This is a genomic window from Achromobacter colocynthidis, from assembly GCF_057334535.1.
Map to the genome: position 1 here is coordinate 311,497 of NZ_JBHFIZ010000035.1, position 25,855 is coordinate 337,351.

Annotated in this window: 27 protein-coding genes; 22 read left to right on the forward strand and 5 right to left on the reverse strand. The window is 66.9% G+C overall.

What is annotated here, in order from left to right; genetic code table 11:
* The first annotated feature begins 2 nt into the window (after nucleotides 1–2).
* The 9 genes from ACE04A_RS17210 (at nucleotide 3) to ACE04A_RS17250 (ending at nucleotide 10,217) form a co-directional block, all read left to right on the forward strand.
* Nucleotides 3–683: a glycosyltransferase family 2 protein gene (locus ACE04A_RS17210; protein WP_259247467.1), complete on the forward strand. Its 681-nt coding sequence runs from the start codon at nucleotides 3–5 to the stop codon at nucleotides 681–683.
* Nucleotides 684–856: 173 nt separating this feature from the next.
* Nucleotides 857–1,864 (forward strand): ligase-associated DNA damage response exonuclease, encoded by a 1,008-nt coding sequence (locus tag ACE04A_RS17215; protein WP_448718837.1) that lies wholly within the window; start codon nucleotides 857–859, stop codon nucleotides 1,862–1,864.
* 19 nt (nucleotides 1,865–1,883) lie between these two features.
* On the forward strand, nucleotides 1,884–3,521 hold the full coding sequence (locus ACE04A_RS17220) for an ATP-dependent DNA ligase (RefSeq protein WP_448718838.1): 1,638 nt from the start codon (nucleotides 1,884–1,886) through the stop codon (nucleotides 3,519–3,521).
* A complete protein-coding gene (locus ACE04A_RS17225; protein WP_448718839.1) occupies nucleotides 3,518–5,980 on the forward strand; it encodes a ligase-associated DNA damage response DEXH box helicase in 2,463 nt (820 codons plus the stop codon). The genes ACE04A_RS17220 and ACE04A_RS17225 overlap by 4 nt, the downstream gene beginning before the upstream one ends.
* Nucleotides 5,964–6,704, forward strand: coding sequence for a ligase-associated DNA damage response endonuclease PdeM (pdeM, locus tag ACE04A_RS17230; protein ID WP_448718840.1), 741 nt, complete (start codon nucleotides 5,964–5,966; stop codon nucleotides 6,702–6,704). The genes ACE04A_RS17225 and pdeM overlap by 17 nt, the downstream gene beginning before the upstream one ends.
* Nucleotides 6,705–7,492: 788 nt before the next feature.
* Nucleotides 7,493–8,386, forward strand: a complete 894-nt coding sequence (locus ACE04A_RS17235) for a BON domain-containing protein (RefSeq protein ID WP_485820335.1) — start codon at nucleotides 7,493–7,495, stop codon at nucleotides 8,384–8,386.
* A gap of 10 nt (nucleotides 8,387–8,396) precedes the next feature.
* Complete coding sequence (locus ACE04A_RS17240; RefSeq protein ID WP_448718842.1) at nucleotides 8,397–9,041, forward strand: UdgX family uracil-DNA binding protein; 645 nt, start codon at nucleotides 8,397–8,399, stop codon at nucleotides 9,039–9,041.
* 18 nt (nucleotides 9,042–9,059) lie between these two features.
* The gene (locus ACE04A_RS17245) at nucleotides 9,060–9,317 is read left to right on the forward strand and encodes a DUF1488 family protein (protein ID WP_100855754.1); all 258 of its coding nucleotides are present in this window, start codon (nucleotides 9,060–9,062) and stop codon (nucleotides 9,315–9,317) included.
* A gap of 21 nt (nucleotides 9,318–9,338) precedes the next feature.
* Nucleotides 9,339–10,217: a symmetrical bis(5'-nucleosyl)-tetraphosphatase gene (locus ACE04A_RS17250; RefSeq protein WP_485820336.1), complete on the forward strand. Its 879-nt coding sequence runs from the start codon at nucleotides 9,339–9,341 to the stop codon at nucleotides 10,215–10,217.
* Here the strand turns inward: ACE04A_RS17250 and ACE04A_RS17255 are convergent.
* Together ACE04A_RS17255 and ACE04A_RS17260 are read right to left on the reverse strand one after the other, a co-directional pair.
* Entirely contained in the window at nucleotides 10,214–11,179 is a 966-nt protein-coding gene (locus tag ACE04A_RS17255; protein WP_448718845.1) for a c-type cytochrome, read from the reverse strand. The genes ACE04A_RS17250 and ACE04A_RS17255 overlap by 4 nt on opposite strands.
* Complete coding sequence (locus ACE04A_RS17260) at nucleotides 11,176–11,631, reverse strand: c-type cytochrome (RefSeq protein ID WP_438858140.1); 456 nt, start codon at nucleotides 11,629–11,631, stop codon at nucleotides 11,176–11,178. The genes ACE04A_RS17255 and ACE04A_RS17260 overlap by 4 nt, the downstream gene beginning before the upstream one ends.
* 107 nt (nucleotides 11,632–11,738) lie before the next feature.
* On the opposite strand from ACE04A_RS17260, the gene ACE04A_RS17265 reads away from it, so the two are divergent.
* From ACE04A_RS17265 to ACE04A_RS17275, 3 genes are read left to right on the forward strand one after another with little or no spacing between them, the layout of a single operon-like run.
* On the forward strand, nucleotides 11,739–12,740 hold the full coding sequence (locus tag ACE04A_RS17265; RefSeq protein ID WP_448718846.1) for a cytochrome c oxidase subunit II: 1,002 nt from the start codon (nucleotides 11,739–11,741) through the stop codon (nucleotides 12,738–12,740).
* Between the two features lie 50 nt (nucleotides 12,741–12,790).
* Nucleotides 12,791–15,313, forward strand: a complete 2,523-nt coding sequence (locus ACE04A_RS17270) for a cbb3-type cytochrome c oxidase subunit I (protein WP_448719078.1) — start codon at nucleotides 12,791–12,793, stop codon at nucleotides 15,311–15,313.
* A gap of 12 nt (nucleotides 15,314–15,325) precedes the next feature.
* Nucleotides 15,326–15,700, forward strand: a complete 375-nt coding sequence (locus ACE04A_RS17275) for a hypothetical protein (RefSeq protein ID WP_448718847.1) — start codon at nucleotides 15,326–15,328, stop codon at nucleotides 15,698–15,700.
* Nucleotides 15,701–15,746: 46 nt separating this feature from the next.
* On the opposite strand, the gene ACE04A_RS17280 is transcribed toward ACE04A_RS17275, so the two are convergent.
* The 3 genes from ACE04A_RS17280 to ACE04A_RS17290 form a co-directional block, all read right to left on the reverse strand.
* Nucleotides 15,747–16,370, reverse strand: a complete 624-nt coding sequence (locus ACE04A_RS17280; RefSeq protein ID WP_448718848.1) for a DUF4142 domain-containing protein — start codon at nucleotides 16,368–16,370, stop codon at nucleotides 15,747–15,749.
* A gap of 106 nt (nucleotides 16,371–16,476) precedes the next feature.
* A complete protein-coding gene (locus ACE04A_RS17285; protein ID WP_279996256.1) occupies nucleotides 16,477–17,016 on the reverse strand; it encodes a DUF421 domain-containing protein in 540 nt (179 codons plus the stop codon).
* 84 nt (nucleotides 17,017–17,100) lie between these two features.
* Nucleotides 17,101–17,832: a GntR family transcriptional regulator gene (locus tag ACE04A_RS17290; protein WP_438858136.1), complete on the reverse strand. Its 732-nt coding sequence runs from the start codon at nucleotides 17,830–17,832 to the stop codon at nucleotides 17,101–17,103.
* Nucleotides 17,833–18,047: 215 nt separating this feature from the next.
* Here ACE04A_RS17290 and ACE04A_RS17295 point away from each other — a divergent pair, with 215 nt between their 5' ends.
* The 10 genes from ACE04A_RS17295 (at nucleotide 18,048) to hpaH (ending at nucleotide 25,818) form a co-directional block, all read left to right on the forward strand.
* Nucleotides 18,048–18,929, forward strand: a complete 882-nt coding sequence (locus ACE04A_RS17295; protein WP_448718849.1) for a fumarylacetoacetate hydrolase family protein — start codon at nucleotides 18,048–18,050, stop codon at nucleotides 18,927–18,929.
* A complete protein-coding gene (locus ACE04A_RS17300) occupies nucleotides 18,922–19,920 on the forward strand; it encodes an ornithine cyclodeaminase family protein (RefSeq protein WP_448718850.1) in 999 nt (332 codons plus the stop codon). Before ACE04A_RS17295 ends, ACE04A_RS17300 begins: the two co-directional genes overlap by 8 nt.
* Nucleotides 19,921–19,993: 73 nt before the next feature.
* Nucleotides 19,994–20,569 carry a cupin domain-containing protein gene (locus ACE04A_RS17305; protein WP_485820337.1) on the forward strand — a complete coding sequence of 192 codons (576 nt, stop codon included), beginning with the start codon at nucleotides 19,994–19,996 and terminating at the stop codon, nucleotides 20,567–20,569.
* Nucleotides 20,569–21,093, forward strand: coding sequence for an AraC family ligand binding domain-containing protein (locus ACE04A_RS17310; RefSeq protein ID WP_485820338.1), 525 nt, complete (start codon nucleotides 20,569–20,571; stop codon nucleotides 21,091–21,093). Before ACE04A_RS17305 ends, ACE04A_RS17310 begins: the two co-directional genes overlap by 1 nt.
* Nucleotides 21,094–21,134: 41 nt before the next feature.
* Nucleotides 21,135–21,626, forward strand: a complete 492-nt coding sequence (locus tag ACE04A_RS17315) for an aromatic-ring-hydroxylating dioxygenase subunit beta (RefSeq protein ID WP_050444775.1) — start codon at nucleotides 21,135–21,137, stop codon at nucleotides 21,624–21,626.
* 20 nt (nucleotides 21,627–21,646) lie between these two features.
* The gene (locus tag ACE04A_RS17320) at nucleotides 21,647–22,915 is read left to right on the forward strand and encodes an aromatic ring-hydroxylating dioxygenase subunit alpha (protein WP_259247449.1); all 1,269 of its coding nucleotides are present in this window, start codon (nucleotides 21,647–21,649) and stop codon (nucleotides 22,913–22,915) included.
* 2 nt (nucleotides 22,916–22,917) lie between these two features.
* Complete coding sequence (locus tag ACE04A_RS17325) at nucleotides 22,918–23,238, forward strand: non-heme iron oxygenase ferredoxin subunit (protein WP_448718852.1); 321 nt, start codon at nucleotides 22,918–22,920, stop codon at nucleotides 23,236–23,238.
* Entirely contained in the window at nucleotides 23,235–24,464 is a 1,230-nt protein-coding gene (locus ACE04A_RS17330) for an NAD(P)/FAD-dependent oxidoreductase (protein WP_448718853.1), read from the forward strand. The genes ACE04A_RS17325 and ACE04A_RS17330 overlap by 4 nt, the downstream gene beginning before the upstream one ends.
* Before the next feature lie 16 nt (nucleotides 24,465–24,480).
* Entirely contained in the window at nucleotides 24,481–24,933 is a 453-nt protein-coding gene (locus ACE04A_RS17335; RefSeq protein ID WP_448718854.1) for a nuclear transport factor 2 family protein, read from the forward strand.
* A gap of 84 nt (nucleotides 24,934–25,017) precedes the next feature.
* On the forward strand, nucleotides 25,018–25,818 hold the full coding sequence (gene hpaH, locus ACE04A_RS17340) for a 2-oxo-hept-4-ene-1,7-dioate hydratase (protein ID WP_485820339.1): 801 nt from the start codon (nucleotides 25,018–25,020) through the stop codon (nucleotides 25,816–25,818).
* Nucleotides 25,819–25,855 lie beyond the last annotated feature (37 nt).

Genomic DNA, 25,855 nt, shown 5'->3' on the forward strand with positions numbered 1-25,855 from the left:
CCATGATCGGCGTCTGTATTCCGGCCCACAACGAAGAACGCCACATTACCGCCTGCCTGCGCTCCGTGCTGCGGGCGGCGCGGCACCCGAAACTGCGCGCCGAGGCTGTGCGCGTGGTGGTGGTGCTGGATCATTGCGTGGATCGCACGGCGCAGTTGATCGGGGCGTGGCCCGTGCATAGCCTGGCGATCGGCGCGCGCAATGTCGGGGTGGCCCGCGCGCAAGGCGCCCATGATCTGCTGCAAGCCGGCGCGCGCTGGCTGGCGTTCACCGACGCCGACACGCGCGTATCGCCGCGCTGGCTGGTGGATCAGTTGTCCTTGAATGCGGAAGTCGTGTGCGGCACGGTCGGCGTGGCGGGCTGGCGCGAGCACGGCGTCCGCGCCGCGCAGGCGCGCCGGACGTTTACCGGGCAATACCAGGATCGGGACGGACATCGGCATGTGCACGGCGCCAATCTGGGTATCGAAGCGGGCGCGTATTGCCGCATTGGCGGTTTTGAAGCGTTGCCGTGCAGCGAAGACCAGGCGCTGGTGGACAAGCTGGAGCGGGGTGGGGCGCGGATTGCGTGGTCCAGCCTGCCGCGCGTGACTACCAGCGCGCGCCCGCATTCCAGGGTGGAAGGCGGCTTTGCCACCGCCCTGCGCGGCGGCTGGAACCTGGCTAATGAGCCGGCCGGCTAATGACGGGGCCGGCCGTGGATCATCACCACGGCGCCATCGACATCAACACCGCCACCGCCACCACCAATGCCAGGATCGTCAGAATGTGCTTGGTTCGCATAAGACCTCTTGAAGTATCGTGAAAGTGCCACACACCACGCCTATCAGCACAACTCATGCCCGAGGAGCTTTCGATGCCCGACGTCGTGCAATGGCGGCCTGAAGGCTTGTATTGCCCGGCCGGCCAGTTCTACATCGACCCCTGGCGGCCGGTGGCCACCGCCGTGCTCACCCACGGCCATGGCGATCATGCCCGCGTGGGCATGGGCTGCTATCACACCAGCGCCGAAGGGCTGCCCATCTTGCAGTGGCGCCTGGGCGAGCAGGACTACCGCGTGCACGGTTATGGAGACGTCTTCACGCTGGGCAACGCCCGCGTCTCCTTGCACCCGGCCGGCCACGTGCTGGGGTCGGCGCAAGTTCGCATCGAAGCCGACGGGCAGGTCTGGGTGGTGTCGGGCGACTACAAACGCCAACCGGACCCCACGTGCAGCCCCTTTGAAGTGGTGCCTTGCGACACCTTCATCACCGAAGCCACCTTTGGCTTGCCCATTTACCGCTGGCCCGACACGGCCGAGGTGGCGCGCGACATCGTCCAATGGCGCGACCTGTGCGCCGCCCGCGGCGAGGCCGCCATTCTGTACTGCTACGCGCTGGGCAAGGCGCAGCGCGTGCTGGCGGAACTGGCGCCCTGGATCGACCGGCCCGTCTATTTGCACGGCGCCATCGCGGCCGGTGTGGACGTGTACCGGCAGGCCGGTATTCACATGGCGGACACGCGCCTGGTCATCGATGCTGATGGCGGCGCACCCGCCGCGTCTGGATCGGGCTTTGCCGGCGAGCTGATCCTGGCGCCGCCGTCAGCCGCGGGCAGCACATGGCTTCGGCGGTTCCGCCGCGCGCAGCACGGCTTTGCGTCGGGCTGGATGCGTTTGCGGGGCAACCGCAGGCGTCGCAACATGGACCGGGGCTTTGTGGTGTCGGACCACGCCGATTGGCCGGACCTGCTGCGCACCATCCACGAAACGGGCGCGCGCCGCGTCATCGCCACGCATGGCGATACGGACGCGCTGGTCCGCACGCTGAACGACGCCGGCACGGCGGCCGAAACGCTGGCCACCCAATACGGCGAAGACGATTGACCCGGAGGCCAAGCCCAGCATGAAGCGATTCGCGGCGCTATATCAGGAACTGGACCGGAGTACCGCCACCTTGGACAAGCGGGCGGCATTGGTGGCGTACTTTCGCGATGCGCCGCCGCGCGACGCGGTCTGGGCGCTGTATTTGCTGGCGGGCGGCAAGATCAGCAGCGCGCGTCGCAAGATCGCGGGCGTGGCCGAACTGCGCGCCTGGGCCGCCGTCGCCTCCGGCACGCCGCCCTGGCTGCTGGACGCCAGCTATGACCAGGTGGGCGACCTGGCCGAGACCTTGGCGTTGCTGATGCCGGATCCCGAAACCGACTCCGATTCCGGGCGGGCAAGCCCCGAACTGCCAAGCCCCGAGCGCGGCTTGGCCGATTGGATCGAAGAAGTGCTGCTGCCCGCCGCCAACCGCGACGAAACCGAGCGCCGGGACATCATCGTGCCGGCTTGGCGCAGCCTGCCGTTCGACCAGCGCCTGGTGTTCAACAAGATGTTGACCGGCGCGCTGCGGGTGGGCGTGTCGCAGCGCATGGTGCAGCAGGCGCTGGCCGAAATGTCGGGCGTGCCCATTGCCCGCATCGCGCAACGCATGCTGGGTACGTGGACGCCCAGCCCCGCCTTTCTGCGCGACCTGCTCAGCACCGAAGCCTTGCCCGGCGACCGCCAGCAGCCATACCCGTTCTTTCTGGCCTCGCCGCTGGAAGGCGAGCCGGCCAAGCTCGGGCCCATCGATGATTGGCTGATCGAATGGAAATGGGACGGCATCCGCGCCCAACTGATCCGCCGCCATGGCGAAGTGGCGCTGTGGTCGCGCGGCGAAGAACGGCTGGACGGCCGCTTTCCGGAAGTCGAAGCCGCCGCCCACGCGCTGCAAGTGGACTGCGTGCTGGACGGCGAACTGCTCGCTTGGCAGGAAGACGCCACTGGACCGATGCCGTTTTCCGCCTTGCAAACCCGCATCCAGCGGCTCAAGCCCGGCCCCAAGTGGCTGGCCGAAGCGCCTGTGCGCATGCTGGCCTACGACCTGCTGGAGGAAAACGGCGCCGACCTGCGCGACCGGCCCCAGGCCGAGCGCCGTGCCATGTTGGAAGCGCTGCTGCAACGCCATCCCGACCCGCGCCTGTCGCTGTCGCCCACGGTGGCGCCGGGCAGTTGGGAAGCCGCCGCCGAATTGCGCCTGGAATCGCGCGAGCGCGACGTGGAAGGCTTCATGCTCAAGCGCGCCGCCGCCGGCTACCAAAGTGGACGGCGGCGCGGCGATTGGTGGAAATGGAAGATCGACCCACTGACCATCGACGCCGTGCTGCTGTATGCGCAGTCCGGCCATGGCCGCCGCAGCACGCTCTACACCGACTACACCTTCGGCCTGTGGCAAGGGGATGCGCTGGTGCCCATCGCCAAGGCGTATTCCGGGCTGGACGACAAGGAAATCCTGGAACTCGACCGCTGGCTGCGCGCCCACACGCGCGAACGCTTCGGCCCCGTGCGCTCGGTGGAGCCGGTGCAGGTGTTCGAGCTGGGCTTTGAAGGCGTCAACCTGTCCAAGCGCCACAAGTCCGGCGTGGCCGTGCGCTTTCCGCGCATCCTCAGATGGCGGCGCGACAAGCCCGCCGCCGAGGCCGACCACTTGGATACGCTGAAGGCGCTGGCGCGATGACACCGCCCCCGCGCGGCTGGGACGCGCCCCTGGCGGCCTGGTTCAAGGCGCGCGGCTGGCGGGCGGCGGCGTTTCAGCGCGAGACCTGGCAGCGGTATCTGGCGGGCGAATCCGGCTTGCTGCACACGCCAACCGGCAGCGGCAAGACGCTGGCGGCCTTTGGTGGGCCGGTATTGGAAGCTTTGTCCAACCCGGATGAGGCACGGCCCACAACCGGTGCAGGCCCCCGGGTGCTCTGGGTGACGCCGCTGCGCGCCCTGGCCACCGACACCGCCCGCGCCTTGGCCCAGACGGCTAGCGAGCTGGGCCTGGGCTGGACCGTGGCCCTGCGCACGGGCGACGCCAGCGCGCGCGACAAACGACTGGCCCGTCAGGGCAAGGCCGACGTGCTGGTCATTACGCCGGAATCGCTGGCGCTGCTGTTGTCTTACGCGGATGCGTCGTCGCGCTTTCGGGCGTTGCGGGCGGTGGTGGTGGATGAATGGCATGAACTGCTGGGCAATAAGCGGGGCGTGCTGCTGCAACTGTGCCTGGCCCGTCTGCGCCGTTTGTCGCCCGCCTTGCGCACCTGGGGCCTGTCGGCCACCTTGGGCAATCTGGACGAAGCCCGCGACGTGTTGCTGCCGCATCGGCCGCAAAGCGCACTGGTGGCGGGCGCGCGGCCGCGCAAGGTCACGCTGTCGACCTTGCTGCCCGAGCGCAACGGCGCGCTGCCCTGGGCCGGGCATCTGGGCTTGTCTCAATTGCCGCGCGTGTACAAGCGGCTGTTCGACGTGCGGGCCAGCCTGCTGTTCACGAACACCCGCGCGCAGGCCGAGCTTTGGCACCGCGCGCTGGAATCGATCTGGCCGGAAGACCCGGCCACGCTGGCGCTGCACCATGGTTCGCTGGACCCGGCGCTGCGCAACCGTGCCGAACAAGGCCTGCGCGACGGCAGTATTCGCTGCGTGGTGGCTACGTCCAGCCTTGATCTGGGCGTGGACTTTCCGGCGGTGGACCAGGTGTTACAGGTGGGCAGCCCCAAGGGTGTGGCGCGGCTGTTGCAGCGGGCAGGGCGGGCCAAGCACCGTCCGGGCGAATCCGGCCATGCGCTGTGCGTGCCCGCGCAGGCGCTGGAACTGATCGAGTACGCCGCCGCGCGACAGGCCATCGCGCGCGGCGAAATCGAATCGCGGCCCCCGCCGCGCGGCAGCCTGGACGTGCTGGCGCAGCATGCGGTGACGCTGGCGCTGGGTGGGGGGTTCAAGGCCGACGCGCTGTTTGACGAGGTGCGTGGCACCCATGCCTATGCCGAGCTGGACGCGGCCACCTGGCAGGCCGTGCTGGATTTCATTGTGCAGGGCGGCCGCGCCTTGTCCAACTATCCGGAATTCCGCCGCGTTGAAAAAGACGAAGACGGCTGCTACCGCGTGCACGACCGCCGCATCGCGCTGCGGCATCGCTTATCCATCGGCACTATCACGGCGGACGGCGCGGTGTCGGTGAAGTACTTGCGCGGCGGCGGGCTGGGCTCGGTCGAAGAAGGGTTCTTGGCGCGGCTGCGGCCAGGCGACCGTTTCCAGTTTGCCGGACGCACCTTGGAACTGGTGCGCCTGGAAGGCATGACGGCCTATGTGCGGCGGGCCAAGGGGGGGGATGGGCCGGTGGCCACCTGGCAGGGCGGGCGGATGCCGCTGTCCACGCAGTTGGCGCGCGAAGTGCAAAGCCTGTACGCGGAACCCGGCAGCCACCCGGAAATGCGCGCGGTCGAACCCTTGCTGCGCATTCAACGTGAAGCCAGCGCGCTGCCGGCTCCCGGCCGGCTGCTGGCCGAACGCATCGCCACGCGGCGGGGCATGCACGTGTTCCTGTTTCCGTTCGCGGGTCGCGCCGTCCACGAAGGCATGGCCGCCATGATTGCGCTGCGCTGGGGCCGGCTTCAAGCCAATACCTTTTCCTATACGGTCAATGATTACGGCTTGATGTTGACGTTGGCTGAACCCGCTGAGCTGGACGACACGCTGCTGCGCCAACTGATCAGCCCCGAGAACATGGCCGCTGACCTGCGCGACGGCGTCAACCTGGGCGAGCTTGCCCGCAGGCAGTTCCGGGAAATTGCGCGCGTGGCGGGTTTGCTGACGCCGTCGTTGCCGGGCAGGGCGGCCCGTTCGCTGCGCCAGGTACAGGCGTCCAGCGGTCTGCTGTATGACGTGCTGCGCCGCTACGACCCCGACCACCTGCTGCTGGCGCAAGCCGAGCGTGAAGTGTTCGAACAGCAATTGGAAGCGCCGCGCCTGCTGGCGGCCTTGCAAGATTGCGAATCGCGCACGCTGGACCTGTGCCAACCCCGGGCGCTGACACCCCTGTCGTTCCCGCTATGGACCGAAAGCCTGCGCGGCCAACTCAGCACGGAAAGCTGGCAAGCACGAGTCAAGCGCGCCGCCGCGCAACTGGAGAAGCGCTATGCCGGAATTGGGTGAGGATGTTTCTGGCGCTGGTTCCGGCGGTGGGTCTGGCAGTGGATCTAGCAGCGGGTCTCACCGCGAAGCTGACAGCGCGCATGACGACACCCTGACGATCCGCCTGGCGGGTGAAGCCGTACTGCTGCTCGGCCAGCGTGCCTTGTATTGGCCGGCGCGCGCACGGCTGGTCATCGCCGACCTGCACCTGGGCAAGAGCCATGTGTTCCGCCAGGCAGGCATCGCCGTGCCGCGCGGCGCCACCCAGGCCGACCTGGACCGCCTCACGCAACTGGTGCACGACACCGGTGCGCGCGAGCTATGGGTGGTGGGTGACGTGCTGCATGGCCCCATGTCGCAAGCGGGCTGGCGTCAAGATTGGGAAGCATGGCGGCAGGCCCATGCCGCCCTGGATGTCGCGGTGCTGGCGGGCAACCACGACCGCGCGCTGGAGGGGGCGGCGTTGGGAATGCGGCAACTGGGCGAAGCCTATGTCGACGGCCCCTTTGTGTTCCGCCATCTGCCGCAGCCGGACCCGCAGGGCCGGCACGTCATCGCCGGACACGTGCACCCCAAAACCCGGCTGCCGGGCGTACCGAGAGATTGGCCGGCGTTCTGGTTACGCCCCGGCATTACGGTCTTGCCCGCGTTTTCGGCATTTACGGGCGGCTACGCGGTGAGTGTTGAAGATAGCCACGTCCTGGTGGCCTGTGTGGAAGGCAGCGTGGTGACCCTGCGCCGGTAGGATGGGTGCAGCGCGGCAGGGTCGTGCCCAGGACTCCAAAGCCGATCGCGCGGAACCCATCATGCAGCGGTTGTTATGTGGCTAGGTTGCAGAAGAATTGGGGCGCCGCTTGATGGGTTTCGCGCGGGCGGCGACTTTGTTCTTTTTGGTGTTGTGCCGCGCTGCACCCATCCTACGAATTGCGCCGACCGTGCATCGTAGGATGGGTGCAGCGCGGCACGGTCGTGCCCAGGACTCCAACGCCGATCGCGCGAAACCCATCATGCAGCGGTTGCTATGTGGCTAGGTTGCAGAAGAATTGGGGTGCTGCTTGATGGGTTTCGCGCGGATCGCAGCTTTGTTCTTTTTGGTGTTGTGCCGCGCTGCACCCATCCTACGAATTGCGCCGACCGTGCATCGTAGGATGGGTGCAGCGCGGCAGGGTCGTGCCCAGGATTCCAACGCCGATCGCGCGAAACCCATCATGCAGCGGTGGCTATGTGGCTAGGTTGCAGAAGAATTGGGGCGCCGCTTGATGGGTTTCGCGCGGATCGCAGCTTTGTTCTTTTTGGCGCTCTGCCGCGCTCCACCCATCCTACGATTCGACGGCTGGCGCAACCCGTTGCGACCCGGCACTTATTACCGTCGTTGTAAGAAGTGCCGGGCGTTGCCTGGCGCGCGTGTATCCATTCGGTCCATGACCCGGGGTCCTTGGCGGCGGCACACGACTTGCTGCGTACCCGGCAGGCGCCCGCACGGGCCATCACCGGTTCGTGCGAGGCAGGTCCGCTCTACACAGGAGACTCGCAATGAACCGTGACCCCAGGTACTCCCCCCGCTACGACGACGACTTTGAACGTGACCCCGGTGGCGACGCCGGACGGGGCGATCCGCATCGGCAGGCCCATCAACGTGGACGCGACGGGGGCGACCCGTATCGCGAATCCCATCGTGACCCCTACCGCGACCCCAATCAGAATTCCTCCTATCGCGATGCCGATTTTGAACGGCGCCAGGCCCGCAGCATGGGCGGTCAGGAACCCTGGCACGATCCCGCTCCGTCCTTCGGCTACCAAGGGGAAGGCACCCGTCGCGCATCAGGCATGCGGCAAGGCGAAGATTCCCGCCGCGCGCCCGGCACGCGGGAAACGCGGGGTGACGTGCGCAGCCGCAGCGCCGACCCTGGCCAAAGCAGCTATGGCGGCTTTCGCAATGAAGACCCGTCCTACCAGCGCGAGCAAGTCTACGGCTCGCGCAACCCGTCCTATTCCGGCCCCACGTCCTACGGCGATGAAGAAGGCGGCTACTACGGCGACCGCCCACGCTGGGGCGACGAAACCGGCATGTCATTCGAAACGGCGGAACGCGGCGGCTACAACCGTGGGCCTACCGCGTGGCGCGACCGCAGGTCGTTGCGCACAGACCCCAAGGGCTATACGCGGTCCGACGAGCGCGTGCGTGAAAACGTCTGCGAATACCTGGCACACAGTGGTCTGGACGTCAGCGACGTATCGGTCAGCGTGGCCGACGGCCGGGTAACGCTGGAAGGCACCGCGCCCGACCGCCACACCAAGCACCGCATCGAAGACTGCACCGATGCCTGCGCGGGCGTGCAGGACGTGGACAACCGGATTCGGGTCGCGGGTAAGGGCTCCAGCACGCCGCAGCCCGGCAACACCGCCATCGGCGGCGGCCGGGAATAGCCGGTGCACCATGAGCGCCGCCTCCAAGCCCGCGGACGGCCGTGACGGGGACATCAACCCGGACCAGCGGCCGGCCTCCCTGGACGACTGCCGACGTTGCGGCTTGTGGCGCAACGCCACGCAGGCGGTGGGGGGCGAAGGCGGGCGGCGAGCCACCATCATGCTGGTGGGGGAACAGCCCGGCGACAAAGAAGATCTGGCCGGCCTGCCTTTCGTGGGGCCGGCCGGGGCGCTGCTGGACAAGGCGCTGGCCCAGGCGGGCGTGGACCGCCGCGACGTGTATGTGACCAACGCCGTGAAGCACTTCAAGTGGCAGCTTCGTGGCAAGCGGCGCATGCACAAATCGCCGGCGCAGGTAGAGATACGCGCGTGTTCGTACTGGCTGGACCAGGAGTTGGACGACGTTGGCCCGCGCGTCATCGTGGCACTGGGCGCGACTGCCCTGGGAGCCGTCATGCAAGACGCCAAACAGACATTGAAGGCGGCGATGGGCAAGGTGCTCAAGCGGGGCGATAGCCGCGTGCTGGCCACGTTTCATCCGTCGTTCGCGTTGCGCAGCCCCAGCCATGAAAGCCGCGATGCCGCGTACCAGGCCATTGTGCAGGCCTTGGCGCGCGCCCGGCGTCTGGCCGACAGGCCCGACGCAAACCCTTAAGCAACAGGAGGAATCACCATGAAGTTCACCAAAGCCACCGATGCCCACGCGCAAGGCGATGCCATCGTCTTCCAGATGGAAACCGCCGGCGTCACGCGCCAATTCGAGATTTCGGGCGATGTGTTGCGGCGGCGCTTCGGCGCGTCGGACGACTCGGCTACCGAACTGTTGCGCGCATTTGAAAGCGCAGCCGAGGCATTGCAAGACGCCGCGCACCGCGCGCAATGGGTGCCCGCGGATGGCCCCATCATGCTGGGCGAGGGCGATTTCGCCTAGGAAGCAAGGAGCGGGGACACCATGGATCAGCAGCCATTACCGGGCACCCCGTCAATCTGGGCGATTGGCGACGTGCATGGTTGCGTGGATTTCCTGGACGCGCTGCTGGCCCGCCCCGAGATCGCGGACGAACCCGAATGCCGTTTGTGGTTCGTGGGCGACCTGATCAACCGTGGCCCCGCATCCGCCGCGACGCTGCGCCGCGTCATGGGGCTGGGCGAACGCGCAACCGTGGTGCTGGGTAACCATGACCTGCGGGCGCTGGAGATTGCTGCGGGCAGTGTGCGGCCCGGTCGACGCGACACACTCAACGATATATTTACGTCGCCCGATGTGGACGAACTGCTGGACTGGCTGCGCGCGCGGCCTTTGATGCATATCGAAGCGGGCCATGTGCTGACGCACGCCGGCATCCACCCTGATTGGGATGCGGCCACGGCCATGTCGCTGGCGGAAGAAGCTCAGCACGCGCTGCGCGGCGACGACTGGCGCCAAACGATGCACGCCTTGCAGGGCGGCTCGCCGCGCGCCTGGAGCCCCAAGCTGCATGGTGAGCAGCGGCTGCGTTTTATCGTGGGCGCCTTTACCCGCATGCGGCTGTGCACCCGCGATGGCGCCATGGCGTTGGGCGCCCGCGCCACGCCCGGTCACTGGCCGCAAGGCACCTTGCCCTGGTTCGACGTGCCCGAACGGCGCTGCGCGGACACGCCCATCATGTTCGGGCATTGGGCCACGCTTGGCCTGCTGGTACGCCGGGACGTTGCCTGCCTGGACACCGGCTGCGTGACGGGCGGCGTGTTGACCGCCTTTCGACTGCGCGACCGCAAGCTGCTGCAAGTGGGGCCGGACGCGCTGCCGGCCCAGGCCACGCCGATTGCGAGCTTGGTCGCCAATGCCTAGTCAAAGTTCGACAGCGTCCGCAGGAATGCGGCGATGTCGCGCGCGTCTTGTTCGCGTAGCCCCAGGGCGGGCATGGCCGAACCGGGCTTGATGCGTTGCGGGTCCATCAACCATTGCCGCATGTTGTCGGGCGTATTGGGCAGTACGCCCGCAATGCGCGAACGATCCGCCATGCCCGCCAGCGACGGCCCCACATGGTGGCGCGCGCCGGGTACGCCCGGAATGGCATGACAGGTCACGCACAGGTACTGCTGTAGCGCGTCGCGTCCGGCCATGGCGTCACCCACGCGCAGCGGCTCGCTGAGCGAGGGCGGCGGAGTGGGGGCGCTTGGAGCGGCTGCCGGAGCGGATGGTGAGCTGGAAGAGGCGTCGGAAGATGCGGCGGAAGATGCGCCGGAAGATGCGCCGGAAGATGCGCCGGAAGCGGCGCCGGAAGCGGCGGCGGCCGGCTGCGCCAAGTCGCGGTATTCCTCGGGCGACAACGTCGGCAGCACCCGCATGAAAGCCACCACGTCCCAGATCTGCTCGTCTGTCAGCCGGTACTGCCAGGCGGGCATGCCCGTCATCTTGACGCCGTGGCGGGTGATCCAGAACATCTCGGCGGCGGGGCGTTCCCGGGCGCTGCCCACCAGGGACGCGGGCGCGGGGTTCAGGCCCAGCGCATAAGGTTCCGGCGCCTGCCCGGGCGCGCCATGGCATTGCACGCAATGCGCGCGAAACAAGGCGTCGCCACGCTGGATGCGCGTAGGGCTGTCCAGGTCGTCGGGCACATCGATGTCGGCCGAGCGCACCTTGACCGACCGCGTCAGCGCCACATCCAGCAGTGCGTGGACCGGCACCGTGTGCGGGCCGGTGGCGCTGACGTCGTACAAACCGAAGTAAATGACGGCCGCGCCCAGCGCCGCGCCGGACGCGGCCAAGGCGGCGACCAACCACGCGGCGACACGTTTCCAACGGCTCATGATGGCTCCGGCGACTCGGGCAGCGACAGCAGAAAGGCGGCGATGTCCTCGGCCTCGGCTTGGCTCAACCCTACGTTGGGCATGGCGGTGCGCGGATTGATGGCGGGCGGGTCCATCAGCCAACGCACAAGATTGTCAGGGGTGTTGGGCAACAGGCCGGTCAGGTAGGCTTGCCGCCCCACGTTGCCCAGGGGCGGTCCGACGGACGAGGCCGGCCCTCGCACCGTAGGCACGGCGTGGCAGGCCAAGCAACCGTAATCGGATATCCATTGCCTGCCCCGGACGGCGTCGGCCCGCTCGGGCAGGGCGGCTGCCGTCAGGTTTGGCGTGAGCGCCGCCCGCTCGTCCCCACACGCGGCCAGAATCGTCAGCGTGGCGGCGCCAAGCAGCATGAAAGCGGGTCGGGCAGGGGTACGCACGGGTTTCACCTCCAGACCGGTCGAGGTCAGCAAGTCTTGTTCCTCGTTCCCGGTTCCTCGCTCCTTACCTCCGATTCGCTGTCCCTCGTCGACTATTCCCAGCCCCGCACACCCGGTAGGCCGCCTTTCAGGCACGCCACATGCTGACGGCCGACATGGCCGCCATTCCTTCCTACGCGCTTGCCGCCGCGCTGCCGGCTTCGGCCGACCCGCGCGCGCCTACGCTCCTGCCCGACTCACCAGCGGGCGAGGGCGCAGGCAGCGTGGCCGACATCAACAACGTGCTGTACATCGGCGGTACGGTGATTTTCCTGGCCGTGGCGGCGCTGGTCGGGGTGGCGCTCTTCGGCCCGGTGACGTGGCGGCGGCGCTTGTCGCGTCCGTCGCTGATCGTCGGCGCGGGCATCGCCTTTCCCGTGGTGGCCCTGACCGCATTGCTGGTGTACGTATTGAGCGAGGCGTCCGCGATGGCGCGCGCGGGGGCGACGGCTGCTGTCCGCATCGAAGTCACGGGCGAACTCTGGTGGTGGCGGGTGCGCTACCTGGACGCATCGGGCAACCCCGTGTTTGAAACCGCCAACGACATCCGCATTCCCGCAGGGGAATGGGTGGAATTCGTGCTGAAGTCCGACAACGTCATCCACAGTTTCTGGATACCCGAACTGGGCGGCAAGCTGGACATGATCCCCGGCCACGTCAACCGCCTGCGCGTGCGCTCGCCGGGGGCGGGCAGGTACACCGGCCAGTGCGCGGAATACTGCGGCGCACAACACGCCAACATGAAGTTCGATGTGCAGGCCATGGCGCCCGACGCCTTCCAGGACTGGCTGAGCGCGCAAGCGCAACCCGCCGCGCCCGCCGGCCCCACGCTGCGCCAGGGCGAGCGTGTATTCCAACAGGCTTGCGCCCAATGCCACACCGTGCGGGGCACGTCGGCGGCCGGCACGTTGGGGCCGGACCTGACGCATGTGGGCAGCCGCTTGTCGTTGGCGGCGGGCGTGCTGCCCAACAATGTCGGTGCGCTGGCCGGCTGGATCGCGGGTAGCCAGCACATCAAGCCCGGCAACCCCATGCCGTCCTTTGACCAACTGCCGGGCGAGGATCTGCGCGCCGTGGCCCACTATTTGGAAAGCCTGAAGTGAGCGACGACGCCCCGCACCCCGCCACGCCTGCCTTGCCGCAACAGGGCGCATTGCTGTCGCCCAAGCTGCCCAATCCCGCGCCAAGGCCGGACGGCGAGTTCGACGAGCTTGAACGCGTGTGGAAGGCGCCGACCGGCTGGCGCGCGCTGACCGTGGTCAACAACACCTCCATCGGGCTGCTTTACATCGGCACGGCTTTTCTGTTTTTCCTGCTGGCGGGCGTGCTGGCGCTGCTGATGCGCACGCAGTTGGCCGCGCCCGACAGCCACTTGATCGGCCACGCGCTTTACAACCAGTTGTTCACCATGCACGGCACGGTGATGATGTTTTTGTTCGCCGTGCCGGCGGTGGAAGCCGTGGCCGTGCTGTTGCTGCCCAACATGCTGGGCGCGCGCGACCTGCCGTTTCCCCGCCTGTCGGCCTATGCGTATTGGGCCTATGCGGTAGGCGGGCTGGTGTTCTTTTGCAGCATCTTCGTGGGGCTTGCGCCCGACGGCGGCTGGTTCATGTATCCGCCCCTGACCAGTTCACAGTTCTCGCCCGCCATGAATGCCGACCTGTGGTTGCTGGGCATCGGCTTCATCGAAATATCCGCCATTGCCGGCGCCATCGAGCTTGCGGTCGGCATCCTGCGCACCCGCGCGCCCGGCATGACGCTGGACAAGATGCCGATATTCGCCTGGGTCATGCTGGTGTTCTGCGGCATGGTCATCATCGCGTTTCCCGCCGTCATCGTCGCCACCGCCTTGCTGGAGCTGGAGCGCGCCTTCGACATGCCGTTCTTCATCACCCAGCGCGGCGGCGACCCCTTGCTATGGCAGCACCTGTTCTGGTTCTTCGGCCACCCCGAGGTCTACATCATCTTCCTGCCGGCGGCCGGCATGGTGTCCATGATGATTCCGGCCATGACGGGCGTGCCGCTGGTGGGGTACCGCCTGGTGGTGATGGCGGTGGTGGGCACCGCGTTCCTGAGCTTTGGCCTGTGGGTCCATCACATGTTCGCCACCGGCATCCCGGCGCTGTCGCTGAGCTTCGCGTCGGCGGCCAGCATGGCGGTGTCCGTGCCCACCGCCATCCAGGTGTTCGCCTGGATCGCCACCATCGCGGCGGCGGTGCGCCTGCGCCCCTTGAAGTCGCCCATGCTGTTCATTCTTGGCTTCTTCTTCATCTTCGTGCTGGGCGGGCTGACCGGCGTGATGGTGGCCGTCATTCCCTTCGACTTGCAGGCGCACGATACCTACTTCATCGTGGCGCACCTGCATTACGTCCTCTTCGGCGGCATGGTGTTCCCGTTGTTCGCGGCGTTCTATTACTGGGCGCCCCTGATCAGCAGGCGCGCCTTGTCTGAACGGCTGGGCCGTTGGGCGTTCTGGCTGATGTTCGTGGGCTTTAACGTGACGTTCTTTCCCATGCATTTCACCGGTCTGGCCGGCATGCCCCGGCGCGTCTACACCTATGCCGAAAGCCAGGGTTGGGGGCTGTTGAACATGGTGTCCACAGTGGGCTCTTACCTGATCGCGGCGGGGGTGCTGGTGTTTCTGTGGGACCTGGCGCGCAACTTCCGGCCGGGTAGCGGCCAGGGCGTGGGCAATGTGTGGAACGCGGGCACGCTGGAATGGCTGCCCAACGGGCGCTACGGCTTGCGCAGCATTCCCTTCGTGACCTCGCGCGAACCCCTGTGGGACCAACCCGGGCTGGCGCGCGACGTGGCCGAAGGGCGCTACTTCCTGCCCAATACCCCGGCGGGGCAGCGCTCCACGCTGGTCACCAGCGCCGCGCAAGCGCAGCCCGACTATGTGCTGCCGCTGCCCGGGCCGGGTTGGTCGCCGTTGCTGGCGGCCTTGGGCACGGCGGGCTTTTTCCTGTTGCTGACCTTCAAGATGCATGCGCTGGCAGGCGCTTGCGGGGTGTTGGCCGTGGTGTCGATGTGGCGGTGGCTATGGGACGCGGACACCGGGCCGGACCATCCGCCCGTGGACATCGGGGCGGGGCTGCGGCTGCCCATGTCGTGCCCGGGCATGGGCTCGCATTACGCCTGGGCCATGGTGCTGTTGGTGATCGTTTGCACCAGCATCTTCGGATCGCTGTCCTTCGCGTATCTGTTCTTGTGGACCACGTCGCCCGAGGTCTGGCCAAGCGCGGCGGACCTTGCCGCGCCCGGTGGCGCCGCGTTGTCCGCCTGCTTGCTGCTGGGGGCAAGCGCGCTCATCGCCTGCTGTGGCTACTGGCTGCGGCAGGGTCGGCAAGGCCTTGTCAGGGCGGGGATGCTGGTGGGGGTAGGGTTGCTGCTGGCGGCGTCCGCGGTGGAATTGCACGGGCACTGGACAGAAGGCTTGCGACCGCAGGCGTCGGCCTATGCGGCGGCGGTGTACGCAGTCGCCGGCTTGCAGGCTGTGTTTGCATTACTGGCAGGCACGATGGGCGTGTTCACGGTGGCGCGCTCGGTGGCGGGCAGGCTGTCTCATACCCGGCGCGCCTGCTACGACACCACCATGATGATGTGGCACTACACCGTTGCGCAGGGCTTGTTGGGGCTGGGATTGGTGCACGCCTTTCCCCGGCTGGCGGGGTAAGGCATGAAAGCCATGAACACCACAAAGACCACAAGCACCCCGAAGACCCCGTTCGGCACCGATCTGTTGTTCCTGATTGCCGGGCCATCGATCTGGATGATGCACTTCCTTGCGATCTACATCGTCAACGCCTTAGGTTGCGCGCGGCCCCGCTCCACCTTGGCAACGTCCGCGCTGGGGTTGCCGCTGTCATCGTGGTTGATACTTGCCGGCACGGCGCTGGCCTTGGCCGCCATGGCCGTCATCGCCGCGCGACAAGCCAGGCGCGTCAGGAAGTGGGGCTTGGACGGCTTCCACGCCTGGCTGACAGGCGCGCTGTGCTTGCTGTCTGCCTTGGCGGTTATCTGGCAGACCGTGCCGGTCTTTCTGGTGGCGGCCTGCGGCTAGGGCAGGCCGGCCAAGCGTTGACGGGTCGTCAATACCGCCAATACCTTTACTTCGGCTTGGCGTTCTTCACGCTTTGTTCCAGCGTCTTCGCCATTTGCAAATGCTGCTGAAGCGTCGGCAAGGTTTCCGTGGCGAACTGCTTCAACTCGGGATCCTTGACCTCGTTCGATGCCTGTTCAAACAGCTTCACGGCGTCTTCATGGGCCGACACGCCCACCCCTTCGGCATAGGCCTCGTCAAACCCGTCATCGCGCATGCCCAGCGTCTTCAGCTTCGCTTGCTGCATCAAGGACGGGTCGGTGGGGACGTCCACGCCCTTGCTCTTGGCCAGGGCGGCCAACTTCTGGCCCGCCTTGCCGTGGTCGTCGATCATCTGTTGCGCGAACTTCTTCACTTCAGGGTTTTGGGACTTCTCGAGTGCCATCTTGCTGCCTTCGACTTCCATATGGCCGGACTGCGCGGCATTTTCAATAAAGTCGCGGTCTTTGCCGTCGAGCTTGGATTCGGCCGCCATCGGCGCGGCGGGTGCGCCCGGTGAGGCCGACGTCGTGGGCGAAGCCGGCGCGCCGGTGGAAGGAGTGGTCGGGGCGGTTTGTTGCGCGACGGCGAAATTGCCGGCGCCAAGCACGGACACCGAGAGCAGGGCGGCAGTCAGAGTGCGAGTTTTCATGTACGTCTCCCAAGGGTGGCGCGGTGCGCCGTTGATAACACGTGGATAGCTGTGATCCACGCACACCCCAGCAATCAGCGTTCCCGCCGCTTTCCCTGGACGCGGCTCAGCGTGGGGCGTCGTCCGGCGATTCTTCCAACGTGGAGTGGGCGGGGGGAGTGTCTTCGTCAACGCTGATCACGCTGAATTCGCCGGTGGACTCCAGGTACGCGCGCTTCACCTTGGCCAGATTGCCCACTCCCTTCAGCCGCAATTGCTCCATCAATTCGCCACGGCTGATGTGCTCGCTCCTCAAGCCGGACACAATGACGCGGCCATCCCGGACCAGGCAGATGCGTTGCGGTTCCAGAATCCGCTGCAAGGCGGGCACGTAATACACCACGCGGTCCAGCACGAAGCTCCATCCCACAATGGTCGTGACGACAATGATGCCGTCGCCCATCGAATACGAGTCACCCGACATGGCGTTACCGCCCGCGTCGGCCACCAACACCAGCACCAGCAGGTCGGCGACCCCCAGCGAACCGAGGTCGCGCCTGCCCGCCAGGCGCAGCAGCGCGTACAGCACCCAGTACATCGTGGTGCCGCGTATGAACATTTCGGCAAACCCGGCTTCCAGCGAAAAAATTTCAGCGATGTCCGGCATCTTGGCGACCTTCGACAGGTGCCGCGAACCCGCGGCGTCAGCGCAGGCGCAGCAACTGCCGTGCCCACGCGCAACGCGTGGCGGCTAGGCGCTGTGATCCGCTAACAGCGGTTGCGCCGAGATCGTGCCGCGCAGCGATTCCAGCAACACGCGCTTGTTCTCGCGGCTACGGTAAGCGTGCTCGCGCATCAGGTTTTCAGCGCGCACCGCTTCGCGCCGGGTGATGGCGCGCAACAGGTCTTCGTGGTCGGCCTGCGCCCGCAGCACAAAAGGCGTTTCCAAAAGGGAAGGGGTGGACGGTAGCGTCAGCGCCGCGGGCCCGGCCAACGGCGTCTTGTTGTTGTGTTCCAGCGCGGAGAGCAGGGCGCGGTTGCCGGCAGCTTCGCACAGAATTTCGTGAAACCGGCGGTTGATCTGCCCCCAGGCGCGCGCGTCCACCGTGGTGTTGGGATCGCGGCGCGCGGGCGCCAACAGCGTGCGCCCTTCTTCCACTGCCTGCGACAGTTGTTCCAGCACCTCAGGCGCGGCGCCGCGTTCGGCCAGCAGCCGCGCCGCCATGCCTTCCAGCACGCCGCGCACATCGACCGCATCGCCAATTTCATCCACCGTGAATGCGCGCACGCGGAACCCGCGCGACGGCAGGCGTTCCAGCAGGCCTTCTTTTTCGAGCTCGGTCAGCGCAATGCGCAGCGGCGTGCGCGACACGCCCAGGCGCGCCGAAAACTGAAGTTCCACGACCCGCTCTCCGGGTTGTAAAGCGCCCGAAAGCACCATGTCCCGAAGTTCGGAAATCACTTTATCGATCTGTGCGGCCATAGCAGGGCGTCGGCTGAAACGTGTCTGAAAGGGGCTCCAGTGTACCTAGAAAATTGCATGCAATTGGCCAATAAAAAATGGTGTGGGTCTTGCGATTCGTCAAAATTGCATGCAATAATTCGGAAAAACAGCGGTCGGAAGGCAAATAAGCCCTCCAATGCATGCAACGGAATCAGCGACTGCATGCTTTATGGCCGCATGCACAGGAGACAAGAATGAAGCTCATCAGCTTCTTGGAGGCCGGGCGCAACGCCTGGGGCGTCGTGCGAGACACCGACGTCGTGGTGTTGACCCACGTCTGGCCCGACGTCATTGCCGGCTTGGAAGCGGGCCTGGACGAGATAGCCGGGGCGGCCCGCGCCGATGGCATGCCCTGTAGGCCCTTGGCCGGTCTGCAATGGCTGCCCCCCGTGCCCGCGCCGGGCAAGATCCTGTGCGTGGGCTTGAACTACGGGCGGCACGTAGCCGAAGCCGGCCGCGCCGAAGCCGGCCGCGACCTGCCGGCGCATCCGTCCATGTTTGTCCGCTTTGCCGATAGCGTGGTGGGCCATCGCGAACCCGTGTGGAAACCGCGCGCATCCGACCGCTTCGACTACGAAGGCGAACTGGCGGTGGTGATCGGCCGGGGCGGGCGCCACATTGCGGCCGAAGACGCACTGTCGCACGTGGCGGGCTACACCTGCATGGCCGAAAACTCCGTGCGCGACTTCCAAAAGCACAACGCCCAGGTCACGCCCGGCAAGAACTTCGAGCGCAGCGGCGCCATCGGCCCCTGGCTGGTGACCACCGACGAAGTGGGCGACCCGTCCCGCCTGGAAGTCATGTCACGCCTGAACGGCGAGCTGATGCAACACGGCCAGGTGTCCGACCTGATCTTTCCCATTCCCGAACTCATCGCCTACATCAGCGCGTTCACGCCGCTGTCGCCGGGCGACATCATCGCCACCGGCACCCCCGAAGGCGTGGGCTCCAGCCGCAAGCCGCCGCGCTTCATGGTGGCCGGCGACACGCTGGAAGTGGACATCCCGGGCGTCGGCACGCTGGTCAATACGGTGGCGGACGAACCCGCCCGCCAACCAGGAGACGCGCATGGCTGATGCGCTGCGGTATCTGACGGAACGGGACGTGGTCTCGGTGCTGAACATCCATCGCGCCATCGACGCGCTGCAAGACATGTTGGTGGCGCAGGCGCGCGAAGAAGCGCGCAACCTGCCCAAGACGCTGGCCACCTGGGGCGACGGCAGCTCAATGCATGCATTGGGTTCGGTGCAGACGGGGCCGGGCGGCTACGCGGGTTTCAAGACCTGGGTGCACACCAAGGCGGGCGGCGGGTCGCTGTTCAGCCTGTTTGATGGGGCAACGGGCACGCTGCGCGCCATTATCGAAGCGCGCGCGCTGGGCATGTTGCGCACGGCGGCGATCAGCGGCGTGGCCACGCGCACGCTGGCGCCGGCCGATGCCACCCACGCCGCGCTGATCGGCACCGGCCCGCAAGCGGTCACGCAACTGGCGGCGCTGGCGGCGGTGCGCCCCTTGCGCCAGGTGCGCGTCTATAGCCCCACGCCCGAAAAGCGCCAGGCCTTCGTGGCCAGCGTGGCGGGCAAATATGCCTTTGATATCCAGGCATCCCCCAGTCTGGAGCACGCGCTGGCCGGCGCCGAGATCGTCACGCTGATCACCCGCGCCGTCGAGCCCTTTGTGAACGCGGCCATGCTGGCCGACTGCCGCCACCTGAACGCCGTGGGCGCCATCCTGCCCGCCAAGGCGGAATTTGCGCAAGACGTGTTCAGCCTGGCCGACCGCGTGGTGGTGGACGACCTGGAAAACGCCCGCAAGGGCTCGCGCGAACTGCGCGAACGATACGGATCCGACGGCGCGCCGTGGCAGGGCGTGTCGGTGCTGGGCCAATTGCTGGCGGCCGGTGAATCACGTCCGGATGACGCCCGGCTGACGATCTTCAAGGGCATGGGCATGGGCCTGTCTGACCTGGCGATGGCGCGCGTGGTGTACGAGCACGCACGCGACCACGGGCTGGGCGTGGCGTTGCCGCCGCAGACCCGCGAAAACCTGCTGCTGTCGCAGCCCTGATCCCTGACTCCAGACCCCAGACAACCATCAACAAGACATTCGGCCAGCGCGCCGGAAGCAAGAGGAGACAAGCATGTTCGTCGACGTCAGCGGGGCCAGCCCCCGCGAGCAAAACAAGTGGCCGTCGATCGTGATCCCGAAAGAGGACATCGATCTGGAAATCGCACGGCTGATTGACGCGCCCCGGCCCGACAACGGCCGCCGCGCCTCACTCATCACGCACCCCGAGGCCACCGCGCCCGGGCTGGGGCTGGCGCCGGGAACCGACGTGACCATCAACGTGGTCAACCCCGGCGAATGCACCTACAACCTGCGCAAGAACTCCAACATGCTGGAGATCTGTATCAGCGGCGAAGGCGTGGCCACCGTGGCCGGCCGCGATATCCGCGTGGGGCATTGGGACGTCTGGAACACCCCCGCCATGCAGGTGCATTCGTACCGCAATGACGGCAAGACGCCCTGGGTGCGCTTGTCGTACTCCAACGCGCCCTTGCTGGAAAAGCTGGAAATCCACTACGTGGAAGAGTTTGACGGCGACGTGCCGCCCGCCGCGCCAACACCAAGCCCGTGCCGCCGCGCGCGCCCGACGCCGCGCGATCGCGCGCCCTGGCGTTGCGTGAACAGATCACCCCTGAAGGCGCATGGCTGATGGGCTATGAATGGCTGATCGACATTGACGTGCTGGAATCCAAGGCGCTGCATTGGCCCTGGCAGGCGGTGTCGCGCTACCTGCCCACCGTCGAAGACATGGCACGCGGCTACAACGGCCGCCGCCTGTTCGTGCTGTACAACCCGGCCACCGAACGCCGCATCGGCACCACCCACAGCTTCTTCGCCACTATTTCATCGTCGCCGCCGGACAACCACCACGTGCCGCACCGGCACAGCTCGTCGGCCATCAACTATTACCTGCGCGGCAACGGCTACAGCAAGGTCAACGGCGTGCGTCTGGACTGGAAGGCGGGTGACCTGATCCTGTCCGCGCCCGGCTGGGCCATGCATTCGCACCATTCCGGCACCGAAACCACGTCCGCGTTGACGGTGCAAGACCACCCGCTGCAAATCGCCATGGAATCGCTGATCTGGCAGGAGCGCATGCAGGAACCCATTCTGGCGCTGGGCAGCCAGAGCGGTTTTGAAAGCAACCGCGCGCAATTGGCGGCCGCGACCTGAAGCACGCCGCGCCATCCCCCGAAACACACTCCGGATTCCCCATGACCCTGACCGACCTGACCGACGCCCCGGCCCTGCGCGCGCAACTGCGTGACTTCTACGACGACTACGCCTTTTGCCTGGACGAGGGGCGGCTTGAAGAATGGCCCGACTTCTTCACCGAAGACTGCCACTACCGCGTGCTGTCCCGCGAGAACCACGACGCGGGCCTGCCGCTGGGCCTGATCTATTGCATGAACAAGAACATGGTGCGCGACCGCGTGACCGCGCTGCGCGAAACCACCATGTTCGAACCGCGTTCGCTGCGCCACTTCATCAGCGGCGTGCGCGTGATGGAAGTGCAGGGCGACCACATCGTGTCGCAAGCCAACTTCGCCATCATGGAGTCGCTGTCTGATCGCGAGCCCAGCCTGAACATGGTGGGCCGCTACCTGGACGTGCTGCGCGTCACCCCCGACGGCCTGGCCATCAGCCGCCGCGACTGCGTGTACGACAACTACCGCGTGCGCACGTCGCTGATCGTGCCCATCTGAATTTGCTTGAAGGAAAAGCCATGACCTGTTCCGATTCCGCCGTGCTGGACACGCCCGCCGCGGCCCCCATCCATCTTGAACGCCGCTGGCCCAAAGAGGGCTACACGCGCATCCCCAACTGGGTCTACACCGACCCCGCCATCTTCCAAAAGGAAATGGACGTGTTCTTCGCCGGCCAGACCTGGAACTACGTGGGCCTGGAATGCGAAGTGCCCGAGACCGGCAGCTACAAGCGCAACTGGATCGGCAACCGCCCGGTCATCATGGTGCGCACCGAAACGGGCGACGTGAACGTGCTGGAAAACCGCTGCGCGCATCGCGGCGCGCAAATCTGCTGGCAGAACACCGGCCGCGTCACCGATTTCACCTGCCCGTATCACCAATGGAACTACGACCTGCACGGCAACCTGCAAGGCGTGCCGTTCCGGCGCGGCGCCATGGGCAAGGGCGGCATGCCGCGTGACTTCGACCCCAAGCAGAACGGCATCCGCAAGCTGCGCAGCGTGAACCGGGGCGGCTCCATCTGGGCCACGTTCTCCGAAGACGCGCCCAGCTTTGAAGACTATTGCGGCCCGGAAGTGCTGGCCGAAATTGACCACATGCTGCCGGGCAAGCCGCTCAAGCTGCTGGGCTACAGCCGCCAGTTGATTCCCAGCAACTGGAAGATGTACCTGGAAAACCTGAAAGACCCGTACCACGCCACCTTGCTGCACACCTTCTACATCACCTTCGGGCTGTGGCGCGCGGATTCGAAGTCGGAATGCATTCCCACGGGTGGCGGCGCGCACAGCGTCATGGTGTCGCACAACGAAGGCAAGAAGAAGACGGAGGCCACCACGGAAATGAGCCGCTTTCGCGACGACCTGGAACTGCTGGACCTGGAAACCGTGACCCCGCGCGCCGAGTTCAACCGAGGCCGGGTGGGCGGCGCCTGGGTGTTCCCGGCCGCGCAGTTCGGCATCCAGGCCAATTCCCTGAAAACGCGCCATGTCATTCCGCGCAGCCCGACCGAGCACGAACTGGTCTTTACCTATTACGGCTACGAGGACGACGACGAGGAAATGACCCGGCTGCGCTTGAAGCACGCCAACCTGCTGGGCCCGGCCGGCTTCGTGTCGATGGACGACAGCGAGATGCTGAACCAGGTGCAGATCGGCGTGACCGGTTACCCCGAGGCGCGCGGCATTGTGGAAATGGGCGGGCGCGACACCGAGCCGGCCGACTACATGGTGACCGAGGTGCTGATCCGGTCGTTCTATGACTATTACCGCAAGGCGATGGGGTTGTAATCATGGACACCTGGAAACCCGTTGCCCTGGTGGCGGACATTTCGCCCGACACCGGCACCCTGCGCGTCGTGCATGAAGGCGAGGCCGTCTGCCTGTACAAGCTGCCCGACGACATCTGCGCCACCCAGGACCGCTGCCCGCACGGCAACGCCAGCCTGGCCGAGGGCTACCTGGAAGACGGCACCATCGAATGCCCGTTGCACCAGGGCGTGTTCGACATCCGCACCGGCAAGCCACAGTGCCCGCCGGTCACGACCGACCTGCGCCGCTACGAGGTCCGAGTCGAGGCCGACACCATCTACCTGAAGGCAGAAGCCGCGTGAACTCGGGCGCGATCGTCATCGTGGGCGCGGGGCAGGCGGGCGGCTGGGCCGCCGCCACCCTGCGCGAACGCGGCTACGCCGGCCGCGTGGTGCTGCTGGGCGACGAGCCACACGCACCCTATGAACGCCCGCCCTTGAGCAAGGCGGTGCTCGGTGGACACGCGCCCGCCGACAGCACCGAACTGTTTTCGGCCGAGCGGCTGGCGGCGTTGAACGTGGCCTTTCAGCCCGGCGTGGCCGCCACGCGCTTGCGGCTGGCCGACAAGCAGGTGGACACGTCCGATGGTGCGTCAATCGCCTACGACAAGCTGATTCTGTGCATGGGCGGCCGGCCTGTCGTGCCGCCGTTGCCGGGTATCGACCATGCCGGTGTGTACGTGTTGCGGACCCGCGACGACGCGCTGCGCCTGCGCGCCCAGTTGGGGCCGGACAAGCACGTGCTGATTGTGGGCGGCGGATGGATCGGGCTGGAAGTGGCCGCCACCGCGCGCCAGGCCGGCACCCAGGTCACCGTGCTGGAACAGGCCCAGCGGCTATGCGCCCGCAGCGTGCTGCCGGGCGTATCGGCGTACCTGGCCGCAATGCATGCAACAGCCGGTGTGAACCTCATGCTGGGCGCCAGCCTGCTTGCGGTTCATGCGCAAGCAGACGGGCGACCCGTGGCCGAGCTGGCCGACGGCACGCGCATCGCCGCGCACGCCGTGGTGCTGGGCGTGGGGCTACAAGCCAACGACGCACTGGCGCGCGAGGCGGGCATAGCCTGCCAGCGCGGTGTGCTGGTCGATGAATATTGCCGCACGTCGGCGCCGGATGTGTACGCCGCCGGTGATGTGGCCGTGTCGGTGCACGCGGATGCGGGCGGTGCGGTGCGATTGGAATCGTGGCAGAACGCGCAAGACCAAGGCGCGGCGGCGGCGCTGAGCGCGCTGGGCGAAGCGGCGCCGTATTTGCCCAGCGGCGCGGTCTGGTCCGAGCAGTACGACGCCATGGTGCAGATCGTGGGCTTTCCGGCGCTGGCGGCCAGCGAAGTGCTGCGCCCGCAGGCCGACGCGCGTGCCTTGCTGTCGGTGGCGCTGGACACCAGCGGCCGCGTCGTGGCCGGCGTGGCGGTCAACGCCGCGCGGGACTTGCGCCAACTGCGGAAATGGATCGCGCAACGCGCGGTGGTGGACCCGGCATTGCTACAGCGGCCAGACGTGCCGCTGGCCAACGCCCAAATCGAATAAGGGAGCGCGACACAACATGGAACATGCTTCAGAGGCCATGCAGACCATAGAGATCAAGGCCGCTTGCGAAGCGGTGGTCTTGACGTTTTTTCATGCGCTGGACACCCGTCGCCATGACGCCGCCGCCGTGCTGATGGCGCCGGAGGGCGTGTGGATGCGCCAGGGAAAGCGGCTATGCGGCCCGCAAGAAGTGCTGGCCGCGCTGAACGCCCGGGCGGCCGAACGCAGCACTTGCCACGTCATCACCAACCTGCGGCTGGAGGCGGTCGAGCAATCGAGCGACGCTGAGCACACCCCGGCGCGCGCCACGGTCGGCTACTTCCTGACCGCCTACGACAGCGTGCCGCAAGAGCAGGGCGGGGCGCCCCGCCTGGTATCCATCCGCGAATGCCGTGACGTGCTTGTCGCCACGCCCGACGGTTGGCGGCTGGCCGACAAAAGCAGCCGCCGTCATCTGCCGCCCGAGTGATCGGCAACGCCCACGCAAACAACACTGAAAAGCACAAACAAAGCACAAACAAAGCACAAACAAAGCACCCCCAAGGAGACATCAATGGACGCCACCACCATAAAAACATTGGCGCTGCGGCTGGACGAGGCCGAGCAGCGCCGCACGCAGGTGCGGCAGCTTTCGCTGGACCATCCCGACATCACCATCGCCGACGCCTACGCCATCCAGCGCGCTTGGGTGGCGCACAAGATTGCGTCGGGCCGCCGCCTGGTGGGCCATAAGATTGGCCTGACCTCGCGCGCGATGCAGTTGTCGTCACAGATCGACGAGCCCGACTACGGCGCGCTGCTGGACGACATGCTGTTTGCCGACGGCGCCGAGATCCCGCGTGACCGCTTCATCGTGCCGCGCGTGGAAGTGGAACTGGCCTTCATTCTGGACCGCCCGCTGCACGGCCCGGGCGTGACGCTCTTCGACGTGCTGGACGCGGTGCGCTACGTGATTCCGGCGCTTGAGATCATTGACGCGCGCTCGCACCAGATCGACCCTGACTCAACACGCCCGCGCAAGGTGTTCGACACCATCGCCGACAACGCCGCCAACGCGGGCGTGGTGATGGGCGGGCGCCCCGTGCGCGTGGGCGACATGGACCTGCGCTGGGTCGGCGCGATGATGTCGCGCAATGCCGTCATCGAGGAAACCGGCCTGGCGGCGGGCGTGTTGAATCACCCCGCCAACGGCGTCGTGTGGCTGGCCAACAAGCTGGCGGAACACGACGTGGCGCTGGAAGCGGGCCAGATCATTCTTAGCGGCTCGTTCACGCGGCCCGTTTTTGCCCAGGCCGGCGACACCTTCCACGTGGACTACGGCCCGCTTGGGTCGGTGAGTTGCCGCTTCGTCTGAGGCATCCGCTCAACACGTCGCACCCAACACGTCCCGC

Excerpts from the sequence above, each read along its gene's own strand:
- ACE04A_RS17210 (WP_259247467.1), top strand. The coding sequence starts at position 3 with ATGATCGGCGTCTGTATTCCGGCCCACAACGAAGAACGCCACATTACC.
- ACE04A_RS17215 (WP_448718837.1), top strand. The coding sequence starts at position 857 with ATGCCCGACGTCGTGCAATGGCGGCCTGAAGGCTTGTATTGCCCGGCC.
- ACE04A_RS17220 (WP_448718838.1), top strand. The coding sequence starts at position 1,884 with ATGAAGCGATTCGCGGCGCTATATCAGGAACTGGACCGGAGTACCGCC.
- ACE04A_RS17225 (WP_448718839.1), top strand. The coding sequence starts at position 3,518 with ATGACACCGCCCCCGCGCGGCTGGGACGCGCCCCTGGCGGCCTGGTTC.
- pdeM (WP_448718840.1), top strand. The coding sequence starts at position 5,964 with ATGCCGGAATTGGGTGAGGATGTTTCTGGCGCTGGTTCCGGCGGTGGG.
- ACE04A_RS17235 (WP_485820335.1), top strand. The coding sequence starts at position 7,493 with ATGAACCGTGACCCCAGGTACTCCCCCCGCTACGACGACGACTTTGAA.
- ACE04A_RS17240 (WP_448718842.1), top strand. The coding sequence starts at position 8,397 with ATGAGCGCCGCCTCCAAGCCCGCGGACGGCCGTGACGGGGACATCAAC.
- ACE04A_RS17245 (WP_100855754.1), top strand. The coding sequence starts at position 9,060 with ATGAAGTTCACCAAAGCCACCGATGCCCACGCGCAAGGCGATGCCATC.
- ACE04A_RS17250 (WP_485820336.1), top strand. The coding sequence starts at position 9,339 with ATGGATCAGCAGCCATTACCGGGCACCCCGTCAATCTGGGCGATTGGC.
- ACE04A_RS17255 (WP_448718845.1), bottom strand. The coding sequence starts at position 11,179 with ATGAGCCGTTGGAAACGTGTCGCCGCGTGGTTGGTCGCCGCCTTGGCC.
- ACE04A_RS17265 (WP_448718846.1), top strand. The coding sequence starts at position 11,739 with ATGCTGACGGCCGACATGGCCGCCATTCCTTCCTACGCGCTTGCCGCC.
- ACE04A_RS17275 (WP_448718847.1), top strand. The coding sequence starts at position 15,326 with ATGAACACCACAAAGACCACAAGCACCCCGAAGACCCCGTTCGGCACC.
- ACE04A_RS17280 (WP_448718848.1), bottom strand. The coding sequence starts at position 16,370 with ATGAAAACTCGCACTCTGACTGCCGCCCTGCTCTCGGTGTCCGTGCTT.
- ACE04A_RS17285 (WP_279996256.1), bottom strand. The coding sequence starts at position 17,016 with ATGCCGGACATCGCTGAAATTTTTTCGCTGGAAGCCGGGTTTGCCGAA.
- ACE04A_RS17290 (WP_438858136.1), bottom strand. The coding sequence starts at position 17,832 with ATGGCCGCACAGATCGATAAAGTGATTTCCGAACTTCGGGACATGGTG.
- ACE04A_RS17295 (WP_448718849.1), top strand. The coding sequence starts at position 18,048 with ATGAAGCTCATCAGCTTCTTGGAGGCCGGGCGCAACGCCTGGGGCGTC.
- ACE04A_RS17300 (WP_448718850.1), top strand. The coding sequence starts at position 18,922 with ATGGCTGATGCGCTGCGGTATCTGACGGAACGGGACGTGGTCTCGGTG.
- ACE04A_RS17305 (WP_485820337.1), top strand. The coding sequence starts at position 19,994 with ATGTTCGTCGACGTCAGCGGGGCCAGCCCCCGCGAGCAAAACAAGTGG.
- ACE04A_RS17310 (WP_485820338.1), top strand. The coding sequence starts at position 20,569 with ATGGGCTATGAATGGCTGATCGACATTGACGTGCTGGAATCCAAGGCG.
- ACE04A_RS17315 (WP_050444775.1), top strand. The coding sequence starts at position 21,135 with ATGACCCTGACCGACCTGACCGACGCCCCGGCCCTGCGCGCGCAACTG.
- ACE04A_RS17320 (WP_259247449.1), top strand. The coding sequence starts at position 21,647 with ATGACCTGTTCCGATTCCGCCGTGCTGGACACGCCCGCCGCGGCCCCC.
- ACE04A_RS17325 (WP_448718852.1), top strand. The coding sequence starts at position 22,918 with ATGGACACCTGGAAACCCGTTGCCCTGGTGGCGGACATTTCGCCCGAC.
- ACE04A_RS17335 (WP_448718854.1), top strand. The coding sequence starts at position 24,481 with ATGGAACATGCTTCAGAGGCCATGCAGACCATAGAGATCAAGGCCGCT.
- hpaH (WP_485820339.1), top strand. The coding sequence starts at position 25,018 with ATGGACGCCACCACCATAAAAACATTGGCGCTGCGGCTGGACGAGGCC.